The organism is Pantoea sp. USMM079 (assembly GCF_037153115.1).
GTDB lineage: Bacteria > Pseudomonadota > Gammaproteobacteria > Enterobacterales > Enterobacteriaceae > Pantoea > Pantoea communis.
In genome coordinates this window covers 92,187-110,296 of the sequence record NZ_JBBCKX010000007.1, presented here as the reverse complement: position 1 = coordinate 110,296, position 18,110 = coordinate 92,187, and the positions used below count along the sequence as shown (strand labels likewise).

At 54.8% G+C, this 18,110-nt stretch carries 19 protein-coding genes; 3 read left to right on the top strand and 16 right to left on the bottom strand.

Going from position 1 to position 18,110, the window contains the following annotated elements; genetic code table 11:
• Window positions 1–9: 9 nt before the first annotated feature.
• Genes sdhA through sdhC form a run of 3 tightly spaced genes read right to left on the bottom strand, consistent with a single transcriptional unit; the run spans window position 10 to window position 2,549 of the window.
• Window positions 10–1,776: a succinate dehydrogenase flavoprotein subunit gene (gene sdhA, locus WFP70_RS12645; RefSeq protein ID WP_034829148.1), complete on the bottom strand. Its 1,767-nt coding sequence runs from the start codon at window positions 1,774–1,776 to the stop codon at window positions 10–12.
• The gene (sdhD, locus tag WFP70_RS12640) at window positions 1,777–2,124 is read right to left on the bottom strand and encodes a succinate dehydrogenase membrane anchor subunit (protein WP_058962135.1); all 348 of its coding nucleotides are present in this window, start codon (window positions 2,122–2,124) and stop codon (window positions 1,777–1,779) included.
• Window positions 2,118–2,549 carry a succinate dehydrogenase cytochrome b556 subunit gene (sdhC, locus tag WFP70_RS12635; protein WP_176505733.1) on the bottom strand — a complete coding sequence of 144 codons (432 nt, stop codon included), beginning with the start codon at window positions 2,547–2,549 and terminating at the stop codon, window positions 2,118–2,120. Before sdhC ends, sdhD begins: the two co-directional genes overlap by 7 nt.
• A 590-nt stretch (window positions 2,550–3,139) precedes the next feature.
• Between sdhC and WFP70_RS12630 the strand changes: the two genes are divergently transcribed.
• Window positions 3,140–4,423, top strand: coding sequence for a citrate synthase (locus WFP70_RS12630; RefSeq protein ID WP_034829145.1), 1,284 nt, complete (start codon window positions 3,140–3,142; stop codon window positions 4,421–4,423).
• Window positions 4,424–4,500: 77 nt separating this feature from the next.
• Here WFP70_RS12630 and nei read toward each other — a convergent pair whose 3' ends face one another.
• From nei to WFP70_RS12575, 11 genes are all read right to left on the bottom strand, one after another.
• Entirely contained in the window at window positions 4,501–5,289 is a 789-nt protein-coding gene (gene nei / locus WFP70_RS12625) for an endonuclease VIII (RefSeq protein ID WP_097117417.1), read from the bottom strand.
• An 11-nt stretch (window positions 5,290–5,300) separates the two neighbouring features.
• Window positions 5,301–5,948 (bottom strand): pyroglutamyl-peptidase I, encoded by a 648-nt coding sequence (gene pcp / locus WFP70_RS12620; RefSeq protein ID WP_058962137.1) that lies wholly within the window; start codon window positions 5,946–5,948, stop codon window positions 5,301–5,303.
• A 7-nt stretch (window positions 5,949–5,955) separates the two neighbouring features.
• Window positions 5,956–6,972 (bottom strand): DUF979 domain-containing protein, encoded by a 1,017-nt coding sequence (locus tag WFP70_RS12615; protein ID WP_337023504.1) that lies wholly within the window; start codon window positions 6,970–6,972, stop codon window positions 5,956–5,958.
• Window positions 6,972–7,700 (bottom strand): DUF969 domain-containing protein, encoded by a 729-nt coding sequence (locus WFP70_RS12610; RefSeq protein WP_337023505.1) that lies wholly within the window; start codon window positions 7,698–7,700, stop codon window positions 6,972–6,974. The genes WFP70_RS12615 and WFP70_RS12610 overlap by 1 nt, the downstream gene beginning before the upstream one ends.
• Before the next feature lie 57 nt (window positions 7,701–7,757).
• A complete protein-coding gene (gene pxpA / locus WFP70_RS12605) occupies window positions 7,758–8,495 on the bottom strand; it encodes a 5-oxoprolinase subunit PxpA (protein ID WP_337023506.1) in 738 nt (245 codons plus the stop codon).
• Window positions 8,485–9,417, bottom strand: coding sequence for a 5-oxoprolinase subunit PxpC (gene pxpC, locus WFP70_RS12600; RefSeq protein WP_337023507.1), 933 nt, complete (start codon window positions 9,415–9,417; stop codon window positions 8,485–8,487). Before pxpC ends, pxpA begins: the two co-directional genes overlap by 11 nt.
• Window positions 9,411–10,067: a 5-oxoprolinase subunit PxpB gene (gene pxpB / locus WFP70_RS12595; RefSeq protein ID WP_337023508.1), complete on the bottom strand. Its 657-nt coding sequence runs from the start codon at window positions 10,065–10,067 to the stop codon at window positions 9,411–9,413. Before pxpB ends, pxpC begins: the two co-directional genes overlap by 7 nt.
• A gap of 150 nt (window positions 10,068–10,217) precedes the next feature.
• Window positions 10,218–10,961, bottom strand: coding sequence for a type 2 GTP cyclohydrolase I (locus WFP70_RS12590; RefSeq protein ID WP_337023509.1), 744 nt, complete (start codon window positions 10,959–10,961; stop codon window positions 10,218–10,220).
• A gap of 22 nt (window positions 10,962–10,983) precedes the next feature.
• Window positions 10,984–12,411, bottom strand: a complete 1,428-nt coding sequence (gene phrB, locus WFP70_RS12585) for a deoxyribodipyrimidine photo-lyase (RefSeq protein WP_337023510.1) — start codon at window positions 12,409–12,411, stop codon at window positions 10,984–10,986.
• A 12-nt stretch (window positions 12,412–12,423) separates the two neighbouring features.
• Window positions 12,424–13,380, bottom strand: coding sequence for a YbgA family protein (locus WFP70_RS12580; protein ID WP_337023511.1), 957 nt, complete (start codon window positions 13,378–13,380; stop codon window positions 12,424–12,426).
• A gap of 153 nt (window positions 13,381–13,533) precedes the next feature.
• Window positions 13,534–13,734 (bottom strand): YbfA family protein, encoded by a 201-nt coding sequence (locus WFP70_RS12575; protein WP_058962143.1) that lies wholly within the window; start codon window positions 13,732–13,734, stop codon window positions 13,534–13,536.
• Window positions 13,735–13,979: 245 nt separating this feature from the next.
• Here WFP70_RS12575 and kdpE point away from each other — a divergent pair, with 245 nt between their 5' ends.
• Window positions 13,980–14,654, top strand: a complete 675-nt coding sequence (gene kdpE, locus WFP70_RS12570) for a two-component system response regulator KdpE (protein WP_034829121.1) — start codon at window positions 13,980–13,982, stop codon at window positions 14,652–14,654.
• Window positions 14,655–14,730: 76 nt separating this feature from the next.
• Here the strand turns inward: kdpE and pgm are convergent, their stop codons facing one another.
• Entirely contained in the window at window positions 14,731–16,371 is a 1,641-nt protein-coding gene (gene pgm / locus WFP70_RS12565; protein WP_337023512.1) for a phosphoglucomutase (alpha-D-glucose-1,6-bisphosphate-dependent), read from the bottom strand.
• Between the two features lie 25 nt (window positions 16,372–16,396).
• Window positions 16,397–16,942: a replication initiation negative regulator SeqA gene (seqA, locus tag WFP70_RS12560; RefSeq protein WP_337023513.1), complete on the bottom strand. Its 546-nt coding sequence runs from the start codon at window positions 16,940–16,942 to the stop codon at window positions 16,397–16,399.
• Window positions 16,943–17,190: 248 nt separating this feature from the next.
• On the opposite strand from seqA, the gene ybfF reads away from it, so the two are divergent.
• Window positions 17,191–17,955, top strand: a complete 765-nt coding sequence (gene ybfF / locus WFP70_RS12555; protein WP_097117425.1) for an esterase — start codon at window positions 17,191–17,193, stop codon at window positions 17,953–17,955.
• Window positions 17,956–18,110: the final 155 nt, after the last annotated feature.

The window sequence follows — 18,110 nt, the reverse complement described above, 5'->3', positions numbered from 1 at the left end:
TCTCCGCAATTAGTAGGTACGCGCTTTCGGCGGGAAGGCCGCACGCAGTTTCGGTTGCATGTTCACCTCACGGCGCGTCATGCTTTCCGTTTGCGGAACATAGAGGCTGTGACACAGCCAGTTAGCATCATCACGTTCCGGGTAGTCGAAGCGGCTGTGTGCGCCACGGCTTTCGGTACGGAAGTTTGCAGCGACCGCCGTGGCGTACGCGGTTTCCATCAGGTTATCCAGCTCAAGGCACTCGATACGCTGGGTGTTGAAATCTGGCGAACGGTCATCAAGACGCGCTGACTTCAGGCGTTCACGAATCACTTTCAGCTCTTCCAGACCTTCACGCATCGCATCACCTTCACGGAATACCGAGAAGTTGTTCTGCATGCAACGCTGCAACGCTTTACGGATTTCAACCGGATCTTCACCCGTGGTGTTGTTTTCCCAGCGGTTGAAGCGCGCCATGGCGGCATCAATGTTTTCCTGCGTGGCTTCGCGCAGTTCACCCTGCTCTTCCAGACACTCCAGCAGGTGCACACCCGCCGCGCGGCCAAATACCACCAGGTCGAGCAACGAGTTACCGCCGAGACGGTTAGCGCCGTGTACTGATACACAAGCAATTTCGCCTACCGCGAACAGGCCCGGAATCACTTCGTCTTCACCCTGCTCATTCACGCGCAGCGCCTGACCGGTCACTTTGGTCGGCACGCCGCCCATCATGTAGTGGCAGGTTGGAATAACCGGAATCGGCTCTTTAATCGGATCGACGTGCGCAAAGGTACGCGACAGCTCAAGGATACCCGGCAGACGCGATTCCAAAACTTCTGCGCCCAGATGATCGAGCTTCAGCTTGATGTGCGGGCCCCATGGACCGTCACAACCACGGCCTTCACGAATTTCCACCATCATGGAGCGTGCGACCACGTCACGACCTGCCAGGTCTTTGGCGTTTGGCGCATAACGCTCCATGAAGCGTTCGCCGTGTTTGTTCAGCAGGTATCCACCTTCACCACGGCAACCTTCAGTGACCAGCACACCCGCACCGGCGATACCGGTTGGGTGGAACTGCCACATTTCCATATCCTGCACCGGCACACCGGCACGCAGCGCCATACCTACGCCGTCACCGGTGTTGATGTGCGCGTTAGTGGTGGACTGGTAAATACGGCCTGCACCGCCCGTTGCCAGAATGGTCGCTTTCGCTTTGAAGTAAACGGTTTCACCGGTTTCCATGCAGATAGCGGTACAGCCGACAATCGCACCGTCTTCATTTTTCACCAGATCCAGCGCATACCATTCGGAGAAGATGGTGGTTTTGTTTTTCAGGTTCTGCTGATACAGGGTATGCAGCAGTGCGTGGCCAGTACGGTCGGCTGCCGCAGCGGTACGCGCCGCCTGCTCACCGCCGAAGTTCTTCGACTGACCACCAAACGGACGCTGATATACGCGGCCGTCATCAAGACGGGAGAAAGGCAGACCCATGTGTTCCAGTTCCAGAATCGCTTCCGGACCGACGTGACACATATACTCGATCGCGTCCTGGTCACCGATATAGTCGGAGCCTTTGACGGTATCGTACATATGCCATTCCCAGTTATCTTCATGGGTGTTACCCAGCGCAACGGTAATACCGCCCTGCGCCGATACGGTATGAGAACGGGTTGGGAAAACTTTGGATAACAGGGCACAAGTCTGGCCCGATTGGGAGATTTGCAGAGCCGCGCGCATTCCCGCGCCACCCGCGCCGATCACCACGGCATCAAATTCTCTGACTGGCAAACTCATTTACACACCCCACACAACAACGATTCCATAAACGGCATACGACAACAGCGCGACCACAATCACAAACTGCAGCAGCAAGCGGGTTGCTACTGGTTTAACGTAGTCGGTCAGGACCTGCCACATACCAATCCAGCCGTGGACCAGAATCGAGAACAGCGTCAGTATCGTAAACACTTTCGTGAAGGCAGAGGCGAAAAAGCCGTGCCAGGCGTCATAGGTCAGGGTGCCGGTCATCACCACAAAACCAAGGAGGTAGATGATGTAGAGCGTCATTAAGATTGCAGCAGCACGCAGTAACAGCCAGTCATGAATACCGTTGCGTCCTAATGCAGAAGCATTGCTTACCATACGAGGACTCCAGCCAAAATTGAGAGCACGACAGTGATACCAAAAGCCGCTTGCGCGGAACGGGTTCCCACCTGCAGGGTTTCTTCCATAAAGCCAAAATCAGCCAGCATATGACGAATACCGCCCACGACGTGGTACGCCAGCGCAGTCAGGATGCCCCACATGATGAATTTGGCGAAGAAGCTGTCCATGATAGAAGCCGCTTGCTGGAAGCCTTCAGGAGAAGAGAGAGAGAGACCCAGTAACCAGAGCAGTATTCCGAGAGCGACAAAGGTGATCACGCCGGAGACGCGGTGGAGAATGGACGATATTGCAGTAACGGGAAACCGGATCGTCGAGAGATCCAAGTTAACAGGTCTTTGTTTTTTCACGGTTTTGCCCACACAGCTCTTTTTTATTTTGCTTCCTCCGGACCTGAGTCGCATCAGAGCACAGCGCGTGTTCAGACTGCAACCGCCACCAAAAAAGCAACATCCAGTGTTAAGTGAAGCGAAAAAAACGCTGGGTGGCTCCTGGTGTCAGGGTATTCCGGAGACCTGGCGGCAGTATAGGAGGATCACATTCTGATTACAATTCCCCTACAATCTCTTTGGTCACATTTAGGCTGAACAGTGATCTGACTCACGAATTTCACAATTCATACATTTTTAATTATCTGATTTGACAAAAGATCAACATTTCAGTTACAAACAAACGCATTAAAGCCCTATGATGCACAAAAGTTATGGGGATACCCTTTCCCCTAAGCTCAAGTTATGTAACATTGCCTTTACGAGCAACACAAAGCATCAGGTTATTGGTTACCAAGAAGTTATGTCGTGACAGGATCTTTAACATCCGCGCTGTTCAGCATGTCATGCCCGAACGCCACCGACTGGCCCTAATACATCTCCCTGTAACCCTGCACGACAAACGTTACCGCAGAGTGATACTGTGAAGATTGTGGTTTTATACAACATGAAGGCTATTCTGGTGTCTAAGATCCTTACCTACTAAGGCGCTATGGAGACGAAAAATGACAGATAAAAAAGTGACGCTAACCCTACAAGATAATGCTTCCGTTGAACTGGATGTGATGCAAGGTACGCTGGGACAAGACGTTGTTGATGTCCGCACACTTGGCAATCACGGCCTGTTCACTTTCGATCCCGGTTTCACCTCTACTGCGTCATGCGAATCTAAAATCACTTTTATTGATGGTGATGAAGGCATTCTGTTACACCGCGGCTTCCCGATTTCCGAACTGGCAACCCACTCCAACTACCTCGAAGTGTGCTACATCCTGCTGAATGGCGAAGCTCCGACCCAAGCCCAGTTTGAAGAATTCCGCACCACCGTTACCCGCCATACCATGATCCACGAGCAAATCACCCGACTGTTCCATGGCTTCCGCCGCGACTCGCATCCGATGGCGGTAATGTGTGGTGTCACTGGCGCCCTGGCGGCGTTCTATCACGACTCCTTAGACGTCAACATTGAACGTCACCGTGAAATCGCTGCCTTCCGCCTGCTGTCCAAAATGCCGACCATGGCAGCGATGTGCTACAAATATTCGATTGGCCAGCCGTTCGTTTACCCACGTAACGACCTGTCCTACGCAGGCAACTTCCTGCATATGATGTTCGCCACACCGTGTGAAGAGTACAAAGTGAACCCGGTACTGGAACGCGCCATGGACCGTATTCTGATTCTGCATGCTGATCATGAGCAGAACGCCTCTACCTCAACCGTGCGTACCGCCGGTTCTTCTGGTGCAAACCCATTTGCCTGTATCGCTGCGGGTATCGCTTCACTGTGGGGACCGGCACACGGTGGCGCCAACGAAGCTACCCTGCGTATGCTGGAAGAGATCAGCACCGTTGAGCACATCCCAGAATTCGTACGTCGCGCGAAAGACAAAAATGATTCGTTCCGTCTGATGGGCTTCGGTCACCGTGTTTACAAAAACTATGACCCTCGCGCCACCGTGATGCGTGAAACCTGTCACGAAGTGCTGAATGAGTTGGGTATGAAAGATGACCTGCTGGAAGTGGCGATGGAGCTGGAACATATCGCGCTGAACGACCCGTACTTCATCGAGCGTAAACTCTATCCAAACGTCGATTTCTACTCTGGCATTATTCTGAAAGCGATGGGTATTCCTTCTTCCATGTTTACCGTTATCTTCGCGATGGCGCGTACCGTGGGTTGGATTGCACACTGGAAAGAGATGCACGACGAAGGCATGAAGATTGCGCGTCCACGTCAGCTGTACACCGGTTACACCGAGCGTCCATTTAACTCGGCGCTGAAAAAGTAATCCACAGCTAAATGAGTGTGAAAGAAAGGCTGCCATTTCATTGAGATGGCAGCTTTTTTATTGATCGCATTATGGCGTCAAAACTGACATCCCGGGCACCAGTAAAATGGCCGCGACGATAGCGTGCCCTTCTCAATCAGCGTGCCGCAGCGCCGACATCTCTTGCCCTGGCGATGAAACACCTCAAAGCGAAACGCCGCATCGGCATGGTATTTCTTCATACTGCCGCGCATCTGATACGACAAACGTGGCACCGCCAGCATCGCCTCACTTAATGCATTGAGCTGTGCCTCAGTGAGATCCTGCGCCCGATGCGACGCCAGCAATCCGGCATGCCATAAAATCTCCACACGCAAATAGTTACCCAATCCCGCCAGAAAGGCCTGATCGAGTAACAATCCGCTGAACTGACGGCGACGAAAACGCGGCGATAGCAGCCGCTCACGCACCTCTGCCACCGTTAAAGTGGCATCGAGCACATCGGGCCCCACGCGCTGCAGAAAGGGATGTGCGCCGACGGTATCTGCATTGAGCAGTTCAATATCCGAAGCGCTATAGAGCAGGATGGTCTGTTCGGCGTTTGCCAACCGCACGCGCAACTGCCGCGAAGTGTTGGGTTCAGTGCCGGTCGGCACCACACGCCACACGCCGTACAATTGATTATGGCTATAGAGAATTAAGCCATTCGAAAAATGCGTCAGCAGTGCTTTGCCACGTGTTTCAAAAGCCGTAATGGTTTCACCCATTAGTGCCGGTTCGTAGGTTTTCAGTTCAGGAAAGGCAAACCACACATCAGTGAGTGGCCTGCCTTCCATCGCCGCTGCCAGTTGATCCGCCGCACGGCGGATCTCCGGTCCTTCAGGCATAACTTCTCCTGTTAATGCGTCGATCCACCGACCACGCGGATGTCATTTTCAGTGCTCAGCATCACCTGCAACGAGGTTTCCAGCGCCAGGATCACGCTGGCCGTCGCCATACTGGCGACGCCGGGATGGTTCACCGCCTGTTCCGGCATATAGGGAATATGAATAAAGCCCCCGCGCGCCGGACTGTTGGTGGTCTTCAGCCAGTGCAACAGACTGTACATCACGTGGTTACAGGTAAATGTCCCGGCCGTTTGCGATACCGAGGCCGGCACACCCACTTCGCGCAGTGCTGCAACCATCGCTTTAATCGGTAAGGTGGAAAAATAGGCGGCAGGTCCATCCATCACGATGGGCTGGTCGATCGGCTGCTGCTGATCGTTGTCGGGAATACGCGCATCATCCACGTTGATCGCCACACGTTCGACGGTGATATCCACACGCCCACCGGCCTGGCCCACGCACAATACTCGGTCAGGTTGAATCTCATCCAGCGCTTGCGTTAGCACCTTTCCGCAGGTGGCAAACACCACGGGTAGCTGGCGCACCACAATTCGGGCTCCGGCAATCTCTTTACCGTCAAAACTGCGCACCGCTTCCCATGAAGGGTTAATGGTTTCGCCACCGAACGGCTCAAACGCCGTCATTAATACCGTTTTCATTGCGACCTCATAAGAACATCAGGAAGTAGAGCAGGAATACGTTTACCACCAACAGTAGCACACCGGTTGGCACCTGAGCCTTGATCACCCCGTTTCGATCCGGCAACTCCAGTAACCGCGCGGGTACGATGTTGAAGTTCGCCGCCATCGGCGTCATCAGGGTGCCGCAATAGCCAGAGAACATGCCAATTGCCGCCATGACCGCCGGATTGCCGCCGTGTTGCAGCACCAGAACAGGAATCCCAATGCCAGCCGTCACTATCGGGAAAGCGGCAAACGCATTGCCCATCACCATGGTTAACAGCGCCATGCCAATCGCATACACCGCAACCGCAATCAGGCGATTGTCCACTGCCAGATACTGTTCAGTCAGATGTGAAATCGCAGTGCCGACGCCCGCGCTGGTGAATAACAGACCAAGCGTGGCAAGAATTTGCGGCAGAATAAATGCCCAACCCACCGCATCCAGCAGGCGGCGAGTTTCCTGCATCGACTGCAGCGGTTTTTCATGGGTGATTTGCAGCGCGATGATCCAGCCCAGCACGCAGCCGACCATCATCGAGAACAGGGTCACCAGCGTTGAATGATTACCCGGGCCAAACACAGCATCTTGCAAACCCGGGATGTTGTTAAACGCCAGCACACCAATCACGGTGACCACCGGAATCGCCAGCGCGGGTAAAAACAGCTTATTACGCAGACGCTGTGCACTTTCGCGTTTCTGCTGATCGCTGCGCTGATGATAGCTGCCGAGGCGCACGCCGCCGAAACCGGCAATTAACGCCATCAACACCACCGCAATGCCGACGCCAATGTGCAGCATGCGTTTACCCGCAGCGGCATCGCCTGCCCACTGCCCCATTAGTTGATAAGCACCATCACCAATCAGGAACATCAGGCCATACAGCGCCCAGAATAAACCGGTGGTAAAGCGTCTTGGGTTAGCCGCATCACGCCAGGAGAGAACGGCGACCACCAGCAGGATCACCCCTGCCAGCCACATCAGATATTGTTGCTGAAACATTATTTCCCGCCTTTGGCGTGCAACGCCTGCTGGTTAATGGCACCCAATTCACGCGCCAGCTGGCGGTCAAGGCGCACCAGTCGCGCCGAATGGATCAGGAAGGCACAGAGTGCGGTGGGAATACCCCACAAAGCGATATGCAGCGGCTCGGTGCTAATGCCTGCCGACTCCTGCATAAAGTTGTGCATGAAGATAATCGCGCCGAATGCGACAAAGATATCTTCACCAAAGAACAGCCCGACGTTATCGGTGGCTGCCGACATGGCGCGCAAGCGATGGCGCACTTCATCGGGCACTTCACCATAGTGGTTTTCTGTGGCGCCTTCTGCCATCGGTGCCAGCAGTGGACGCACCATCTGCGGATGACCTCCGAGGCTGGTTAAACCGAGTGCTGCGGTGATTTCACGCACGAACAGATAGACAATCAGCAAACGGCCCGCCGTCGCGGTTTTGATCTGCGCGATCCAGCTTTGTGCGCGCTCCTTCAAACCGTGGCGCTCCAGCAAACCGATCACGGCCAGCGGCAGCAGCAAAATCAGCGGCAAGTTGCGGGTGTTCAGGAAGCCGGAACCAAGTTTCTCCAGAATATCGGCCAGCGGCAGATGCGCGGCCAGGCCGGTCACAAAACCGGCAACAATCACCACCAGCACCGGGTTAAAGCGCAACACGAATCCCAGAACGATGGCGGCAATGCCGAGTAACGGCCAGAGATTGACCACGTTATCCATGTTTTTCCCCTCATCAGAAATAAAAAGCCCGATACAGATCGGGCGAGTTGTTATTTGTTATGCGCTGGTCACAGTAATTTGATGGTTAGCAAAAGCCGAACGCAACGTGCGCGCAAATTGCAGCGCGTGTGCGCCATCACCATGCAGACACACGGTTTCTGCATTCACCGGCACCCATTCACCGCTGATACTCTGCACCTGACGCTGCTGCACCATAGTGAGCGTTTGCGCCAGCGCCTGCTCGGCTTCTTCAATCATCGCGCCTGGCTGGCTGCGCGGCACCAGTGCGCCGGTGGCCAGATAACCACGGTCGGCGAATACCTCTTCTCGCGTGCGCAAGCCATGATGCGCAGCCGCCTTGATGGAAGCACTGCCCGCCAGACCGACCAGAATCAATGCGGGATCGATCGCCTTCACCGCGCGGGCAATCGCGTCGGCGAGCGTGGCATCCGCCGCCGCCTGGTTGTAAAGCATGCCGTGCGGCTTCACATGCACTAAACGCTCACCTTCACTTTCGGCGATGCTCTTTAATGCACCGATCTGATAGATCATCTGTGCATACACCGTTTCCGGCGGCAGCTGCATCGCGGTGCGACCAAAGTTCTCGCGATCCGGAAAGCTCGGGTGGGCGCCGATCGCCACACCTGAGGCTTTGGCCCAGCGCACCGACTGCAGCATGGTTTGCGCATCACCGGCGTGGAATCCACAGGCGATATTGGCCGAACTCACCAGCGTTAGCAGCTCCTGATCGCTGGCGCTGCCTTCGCCGAGGTCAGCGTTAAGATCAATCTTCATGTGCAAGCCCCCAGGCAATTTGGTCAAAGGAGCGCTGTTGATGCTGCTTCGCCAGCAGCGCTTCTTCCAGAGTGCAATGGATAAAGTGAATCGGTTCGCCGAGTCGAATCTGCGCCAGTTGATACAGGTCAGCTTCGATAACACAGGCGATACGCGGATAACCGCCCGTAGTTTGCGCATCGGCCATGAGCACAATCGGTTGGCCATTAGGCGGCACCTGCACCACGCCGGGCACTAACCCATGTGACAACAAATCACGCGTGGCTTTACGCTGCAATTGACGCCCCTGCATGCGGTAACCCATACGATTGCTCTGCGGGCTGAGCTTCCACGGGCTGCGCCAGAAACCTTCCTGCGCTTCGCGCGTGAACTCGTTGTACTCCGGGCCCGGTAAGGCGCGAATGCGGTTGCCCCACAACAACTGACGAACGCCCGCTTTGCCTTTGAAGGTGCGGGAGGGTTTGCCCAACGGCAGCTGATCGCCATCCTGCAGCTTACGGCCCTGGAAACCACCAAAACCAGCTTTGAGATCGGTACTGTGCGAGCCGAGCATCTCATCAATGGCGAAACCACCATTCACTGCCAGATAGCTACGCATACCGCGCACCGGCATCGCCAGTGATAAGACCTGGCCTTTTTTCACCGGTAAGCGCCAGCCAGTCCACACCGGTTTGCCATCCAGATCGGCATTACAACCTGCTCCGGTCAGCGCAAACCAGCCGTCACGTTTAAATTCCGCTTTAAACTGGCTAAGCACAATCTCTAATACCGCGCTCTCTTCCGGGTTGCCCACCAGCATATTGGCGGTACGCATTGAGGGTTGATCCAGCGCTCCGCTGACGCTGATGCCATATTGCCGCCAGCCGGTACGGCCCTGATCCTGAATCGAGGTCATCAATCCGGCGCGTAGAATGTTTAACATACGCCCTCCTGTTGCGGCACAAAGCGCACGCTGTCACCGGGGCGCAGCAGTGTCGGCGGATGATTTAAGGGGTCAAACAGGCTGACGGGCGTATGGCCAATTAGCTGCCAACCGCCAGGTGCGGCCAATGGGTAGATGCCCGTCTGACTGCCACCGATGCCGACTGATCCACTGGGAACGATAACTCGCGGTTCAGCACGCCGCGGCGTGTGCAGACGTTCATCCAAGCCGCCGAGATAGGGAAAACCAGGCTGGAAGCCGATGAAATAGACCACGTAATCAACACTGCTGTGCAGCTCGACGACCTGTTTTGGCGACAGGCTGGCCCCCTCAGCCACCACTTGCAGATCGGGACCACCCGCACCGCCATACACCACCGGAATTTCCACCCGGCGCGATTCAGGAATCTGTTCTTCACTCTCTTCCCACCAGCGCTGTAAACGCTCGATGGCATCCAGTGCATTCAATTGCGGATCGCGCAGTAGCAGCGTCAGGTTATTCATCCCCGGAATCACTTCCTGAACCTGTTCATTGTGCTGCAGCCGCTGGCACAGTCCCCAGATGCGCTGCTGGCTGGCGAGTGAAACGGGGGGTTCCAGCTCCAGTACCACCGCTCGCTCACCCAGTAGATAACAACGTGCTCGTTGCAAAACCCACCTCCCGGTCATGATTAGCGCGGACAAAAAATGTCCACAAATCGCTTTGCTTATAATGAAAGTCAATAAGTTATGCGAAAGTGACAGAGATGTGTCAACAGATTTGCGTCCTTAACGTAGGCTAAGGACGCGGAGAGAGATAAATCAGGCAGGATTGTCGATATCAATAAAGGTTACGTCGAGGCCATAGCTCTGCGCCAGCCATTCGCCCAGCGCCTTGATACCGGCGCGCTCGGTGGCATGATGCCCGGCGGCGAAAAAGTGCAGACCTTGTTCACGTGCGCTGTGAATGGTTTGCTCAGAAACTTCGCCCGTGATAAATGCATCTACACCAAAAGCAGCCGCGCTATCGATAAAGCCCTGTCCGCCGCCACTGCACCAGGCGACGCGTTTGATCAGTGCCGGGGCATTATCACCACAGTGCAACGGTTTCCGGCCTAAACGTTCGGCGATTTTCGCCGCCAGCGCTTCACCGCTCAACGGTTCAGTCAATTCGCCCCACGGCACCAGCGGCTGAATTTCCCCTTTCACTTCAATATCAAATAACTTTGCCAGCTGCGCATTGTTGCCGAGCTGCGGATGGGCATCGAGCGGCAGGTGCCAGCCATACAGGTTGATATCATTGACCAGCAGCGTATACAGACGCTGGCGTTTCATTCCTTTAATCAGCGGCGATTCGCTTTTCCAGAAATATCCGTGATGGACCAGAACAGCGTCAGCATTGCGCTTGACCGCTTCATCCAGCAGCGCCTGACAGGCGGTCACGCCCGTGATGACAGTTTTCACTTCCACGCGACCCTCTACCTGCAAACCATTGGGTGCATAGTCACTGAAGGCGCTGGTGTTCAGCTGCTGATTAACAATATGTTCTAACTCGACATGATTCATTTAGTACGGCTCCCTGAGCGCCTCAGGCCGCGCTGCGCGCGCGCTCGAAGGCGTCTAGTGTCTTTTTACGTGCGTCCTTATGTTCCACGATTGGTGCGGGATAATCGAGTTTCTTGTTATTTTTCTTCGCCCAAACCTGTGGTTGATGAATATCACTCTCTGGCACGTCTTTCAGCTCTGGCAGCCACTGGCGGATAAATTCGCCTTTTTCGTCGAAGCGTTCACCCTGGGTAGTGGGATTAAAAATACGGAAATAAGGTGCCGCATCGGTGCCGGTGGAAGCCGCCCACTGCCAGCCACCGTTGTTGGCCGCCAGATCGCCATCGATCAGTTGCTGCATGAAGTAGCGTTCACCGTCATGCCAGTCGATCAGCAGGTCTTTTACCAGAAAGCTGGCAACAATCATGCGCAGGCGATTGTGCATCCAGCCCAGTGTGTTGAGTTGGCGCATTGCCGCATCGACGATGGGATAGCCGGTTTTTCCCTGCTGCCATGCGGTGAGATGCGCCTCGTTTTTCTGCCAGCTGACGTTGCGCGTCCACTCCACAAACGGTTGGTACTTGCATAATGCCGGAAAGGCCACCATCAGATGGCGGTAAAACTCGCGCCAGATCAGTTCATTCAGCCAGGTAAAGGCTTTACCCTCGTTCAGTGCATCTGGGTGTTCTTTCAGAATACGATGCAAACATTGGCGCGGAGACAGCACCCCAATCGCCAGATAAGGCGATAAGCGGCTGGTGCCATCTAGTGCCGGTAAATCGCGCACCTCGGGATAGTGCTGCACCGATTGTTTGCCGAAATGGCGCAATTGCTTCAGCGCTGCCTCTTCCCCCGCCGGAAATAGCGATGCATCGAAATCTTCCTGCGGATAATCAAAAGCAGGGATTTTCTTACCCGCACTGATCGGCGCATCACGGCGCGCTTTCGGTGCATGATGACACTCCGGTAACCCCTGATGCAGTCGACGGACAAAGGCGCGGCTGAAAGGCGTGAAGACTTTAAACATGGTGTGATTGCCGGTCTGCACGCTGCCGGGAGGCAATAGCAGGCTGTCATCAAAGCCCTGACAAATTACGCCCTGGGCATCGAGACGCTTTTCGGCGGTCGCATCGCGTTCGCGCTCATTAATTTCATACTGGTAGTTGTAATAAAGCTCATCCACCTGATGCTGGTCGCAAAACGCACTCAGGTAATCCACAGAAGCAGCAAAGTCATCGCACTGATGGTAATGCAACGGAATACCGCGCTCGGCCAGTGAATCTTGCAACGAACACAGATTCTGATGAATAAAAGCCGCCTGCCTCGGTGCCATATGGTGTTGCTGCCACTGTTTAGGCGTGGCAATAAACAGCGCCAGCACCCTCGCATGGCTGTCGCGGCAGGCAGCAGCCAGCGCAGTGTTGTCATTAATGCGCAGATCGTTTCGCAACCAGACTAAGTGGGTGGTCATAATGCTCCGAAATTATTGTCCGTAGCGCAGACGCAGCGCTTCCGGGTAGGGATCAAAGTAACGCTGCTGCGCCAGCCACGGATGCGGGTACTCTGCCATGTAATGTTTCAGCATGGTGATGGGAACCAACAGTGGCTGGACGCCAGTACGATAACGATCGATTAGCTGCGCCAGTTCCTGGCGCTGTGGTGAGGACAACTGCGGGCGGAAGTAGCCCTGTACATGCATCAGCACATTGGTGTGATTACGGCGCGAAGCCTGGTGGGACATCAAATGCATCAGGCGAATCCGGTATTCATAGGCGTAATCATCCAACGAATCCCACTGCTCCATCGCGGCCACAAAGCGTCCCATCTCGCGATACTCATCCTGCGCATGCGACAGCAGCAGCAACTTGTATCGACTATGGAAGGCGATCAGCTTGTGGCGGGTTAAACCGCTCCGCCACATTTCATTGAACTCATGCAGCGCATACACGCGGCCCATAAAGTTTTCGCGGATAGCATCATCATGTAAACGGCCATCTTCCTCTAAAGGCAGCCATGGCATCTCTTTTTGCAGAAAGGCAGTGAATACGCCGGTGCCCGCTTTGCGATTGTCATTGGTATCGGGCTGATAGACGCGCACGCGCTCAAGACCGCAGCTGGGTGATTTTGCGCAGAGAATATAGCCGCAAAGGTGATGCAGGGATTTCACGCGTTCGGCCGACCAGCGCTCCATCTCATCGGTCACCTCTTGCCCGCCATCTTTACTGAAACAAAGATGGATTTGATCATCCGACTCTTTGACCAGACGTAGTGCGGGACGCGGCGTGGGCAAGCCAATTGCCATTTCCGGACACACCGGTTCAAAGCGGATAAAGGGAGTCAGTTCTTCAGTTGCAAAAGCGAAACGCTTGTGGCCACCGTCAAAACGGACCTTATCCCCGAGCAGGCAAGCGCTGATACCGACAGGAATTTTTTCGCTCATACTTGTACAACCTCCAAATTCTTGTAGAGGTTTAAGTGTAGCTGAAACGGCGAGGGATAACAGCGGGTAACCGGGGAATACAGACAAAGTTTAGAATAAAAAAACCCGGCGCTTGATTGAAGCTACCGGGTTCTTAGAGAGCCAAGAGAGCACTTACCAGTGGATGCTGCCTATCGCTTCTGTCTGCGCCAGCCAGACGGGTTTGGTGCTGGTCTTACACCAGACGCGGTGCAGATAGCTATAGAAACGGGCACGATCCTGGCGGAACAGCATGACGGGCAAGGCAAGTATGCCGACCAATACCGCCAGAAAACGGCGCAACACGATTTTATAGAGTGGATATGCCTGATACATGATTGCCTCCTGGGGTAATTTTTGCGTTGAAATGTGATCTGCCTCAGATATTACGCCTGGTTGTGTAATTTTACTACTCATCCGACCACTAATTTTGGTCTTTTTTTGTGCTTTACGGCTTAAGCTGAAAGTAAGTTACATAATTGTAAACGTAGGGATCTCGCAAGGTTACAAACATCATGACGGACGCGGTGACCAATTCTTGATAAAGTGCCGTGTTAACTTTACCTGTGGCAGGAGTCAGCGTGACGACCATCTTGATTGTTGAAGATGAAAAAGAGATTCGCCGTTTCGTGCGCCTGGCGCTGGAAAGCGAAGGTCTGAAAATTGTGGAAGCGGAGCAATTACAGCGCGGGCTGATTGAAGCAGCGACACGAAAGCCGGATTTAGTGATCCTCGATCTTGGGCTGCCGGATGGTGACGGCAACGACTTTATCCGCGAAGTACGCCAGTGGAGCAGTATGCCGGTGATCGTACTGTCTGCACGCAGTGATGAGCAGGACAAAATCGATGCGCTGGATGCCGGTGCCGATGACTATCTGACTAAGCCGTTTGGTATTGGCGAGTTGCTGGCCCGCGTGCGCGTGGCGTTACGTCGCCACCAAAGCAGCCAGCCTGAACCGATCGTGAAATTTGGTGAAGTGAGTGTCGATCTGGCTGCGCGCCGCGTGCTGCGTAATGAACAGGAAATTCACCTGACGCCCACCGAGTTTCGCCTGCTGAGTTTGTTGCTGAACAATGCCGGAAAAGTGCTGACGCAGCGTCAATTGCTGAATCAGGTGTGGGGACCGAATGCGGTGGAGCACAGCCATTATCTGCGCATTTATATGGGACACCTGCGCCAGAAGCTGGAAAGCAATCCCACCCAACCCAGCCATCTGCTGACCGAAACCGGTATCGGCTACCGCTTTATGCCATAAAAAACGCCCCACGTTGTCACGTGGGGCGTTCCAGAAAACGCGTGTAAAGGCGCACATAGCGCGCCTCGACGTTTAATTACGCGTTTTTCAGCACTTCGCTGACAATCTCTACCGCTTCTTTCTCGATCTGCTGGCGATGCTCAGCACCAAGGAAGCTTTCACAATAGATTTTGTAAGCGTCTTCCGTGCCTGACGGACGCGCAGCAAACCAACCGTTTTCGGTCATCACTTTCAGACCACCGATTGACGCGCCGTTGCCCGGTGCTGCGGTCAGACGTGCAGTAATCGGATCGCCCGCCAGCGTGTCAGCACTCACCATTTCCGGTGACAGCTTAGACAGTGCCGCTTTTTGCGCTGAGGTAGCCGGCGCCTGCAGACGGTTATAGCTTGGCGCGCCGAAGCGTGCTGCCAGTTCGTCATAGTGCTGCTGCGGGTTCTTGCCGGTCACCGCAGTGATTTCGGCTGCCAGCAGGCACAGGATGATACCGTCTTTATCGGTTGACCAGGCGGAACCATCGAAGCGCAGGAAGGAAGCACCCGCGCTCTCTTCGCCGCCGAAACCGAAGCTGCCATCAAACAGGCCATCAACAAACCATTTGAAACCAACCGGCACTTCAACCAGCTTGCGACCAATGTCATTGACCACACGGTCAATCATTGCGCTGGAGACCAGGGTTTTACCCACAGCAACATCTTTGCCCCACTGCGGGCGATGCTGGAACAGGTAATTGATGGCCACGGCCAGATAATGGTTCGGGTTCATCAGGCCCGCAGGCGTGACGATGCCGTGACGGTCGTAATCCGGGTCGTTACCGAACGCCAGATCGAACTTATCTTTGTACGCCAGCAGACCCGCCATCGCGCACTCAGACGAACAGTCCATACGCACCACGCCATCTTTATCCAGATGCATGAAACGGAAGGTCTGATCGACCGCATCATTAACAATGGTCAGATCCAACTTATAGTGCTCAGCTATACGCTGCCAGTAAGCGATACCGGAGCCACCTAATGGATCAACGCCGATTTTCAGGCCCGCTTTCTGGATTGCCGGGAAGTCAATGACTTCAGCCAGACCTTCAACATAGGGCTGAATCAGATCCTGCTCAACGATATGGCCGCTTGCCCAGGCCTGATCCAGCGGCAGACGTTTCACGTCTTTCAGTTCGCCTTTGATCAGCTGGTTAGCGCGATCTTCCACCACCTTGGTGACGTTGGTATCAGCCGGACCGCCGTTTGGCGGGTTGTACTTGATGCCACCATCTTCTGGCGGGTTGTGTGAAGGCGTGATGACGATACCGTCCGCCTGCGCGCCACCGCGTTTGTTGTGTTCCAGAATGGCGTTGGAGATCGCCGGCGTTGGCGTGTAGCCATTATCCTGCTGCACGATCACATCTACACCGTTCGCCGCCAGCACTTCCAGCACCGACAGAATCGCCGGCTCAGACAGTGCGTGAGTATCTTTACCCACGTAGCACGGACCGGTGATGCCATTCTTTTTGCGCTCTTCTGCGATGGCTTGCGCAATCGCCAGAATGTGCACTTCATTGAAGCTTTGGCGTCCCGCGCTGCCGCGGTGGCCAGAAGTGCCAAATTTCACCGCATGGTCCGGGTTAGCCGTATCGGGCTTCAGGACGTAATACTGCGAGGTTAATTGTGCAACGTTAATCAAATCGCTCTGCTGGGCAGACTGCCCGGCACGGGGGTGATTGGCCATTGGCGCTTCTCCCTGACGCTTCAGTTTAAATGGTGCCGCGAACTTTCTCTGTCAGTTCCTGAGGGAACTGCATCGCCAGCATGATGTGTTCCACCATGCTGCATTTGCGGCCTGTATTGGTATTGGTGATCACCCAGTACGGTGTGCCGGGAACGTGCTTCGGCTTAGTATGGGTGCCATTTTGCAGCAGCGTATGCTCGTCACCCGCAAAATAGACGCGAGTGCGGCCCTGCAGCGAGGCAGTCGCATCAGCAAAGGCTGCTGGATCAAGACGATAGAGCGTTGACAGTACCAGCATAAAGCGATTAACCGCCTTATTCTGCTCAGCATACTCATCAGAGAGCAGCAGTTCACGCACGGCGCGTACGCGATCCTGAGGACGCGCTTCGCTGCGCACTGGCTGCGCTTCCTTGACCGAAGCCGAAGCCGCAGCGACAGGTGCAGTCGGTGCGCTCTGGCCCGCGGTAAACTTCAGCATGCGGCGCAAAATATCCGAGGCGCTTTCACCAATGTGCTGCGTGTGGCTGGCAATATAACGGTAGAGTTCTTCGTCAACTTCAATCGTTTTCATCTTATTCCGTACAATTCTGGCAAATGACAGAACCACGCTTTATTGCAACGGCCTTAGCAAAATCGAGCTGTGCAAAACGTGAGCGGGCTCTAACATAAGGATTATAAAGTTAAATCCGTGGCAGCCGATAGCGCTGGCGTCGTTTCAGGGCAAAAGTCGGAATATGCCTTAATACCTGGCCGGCTGGCTCCTGGACAGGTGAATCCATGATACCCTAAGCCAAGGTCACAACCGTAAGAACTTTAGCCATGATTTTGAACGCCCGTCTGCAAACTGAACAATCTCCCCCTGAAGCGTCCCCGATTCTGTTAATTCATGGCCTGTTTGGCAGCCTGGATAACCTTGGCGTGCTGGCACGCGGCGTACGGGATGCTCGCCCCACGCTACAAGTGGACGTACGCAACCATGGTTTATCTGAGCGCAGTGAGGTGATGAATTATCACGCCATGGCGCAAGATATCGTGGAGACGCTGGATGCACATCAGATTGAACGCGCTGGCGTGATAGGTCACTCGATGGGCGGTAAGATCGCCATGGCATTGAGCGCTGTGGCCCCCGAACGTATTGAGAAGATGGTGCTGATCGATATCGCGCCCGTGGATTACCAAACCCGCCGCCACGATGAAATCTTTGCCGGTATTCGCGCCGTCACCGCCGCGGGTGTAACGCGTCGTAGCGAAGCGGCCGAGGTGATGCGTCAACATGTCACTGAAGAGGGGGTGATTCAGTTTATCCTCAAGTCCTTTGTCGAGGGCGAGTGGCGCTTTAACGTGCCGGTGCTGTGGGACAACTACACCACGATTTCTGGCTGGGAAGAAGTTCCCGCCTGGCCACATCCCGCATTGTTTATCCGCGGTGGCGATTCTCCTTACCTCGACAATCAGCACCGCGATGCACTGCTGCGTCAGTTCCCACAGGCACACGCACACGTGATTAGCGGGGCCGGTCATTGGGTCCATGCCGAAAAACCTGATGCGGTTTTGCGCGCAGTTCGTCGCTTTTTTAACCTGTAAAAGCAAAAGCTTGCCGTATGCGGTTTAGGGTTGGCGTCGCGGATGGTGCTGGAGTATGATGTCGCGCTAAAAATTTGCCGCGGATGATTTTTTCGCCGTGGTCGGGCCGATAATGTATAAATCGCGCAGCGCCTTTCCGCCGTTCGCGCCCACTC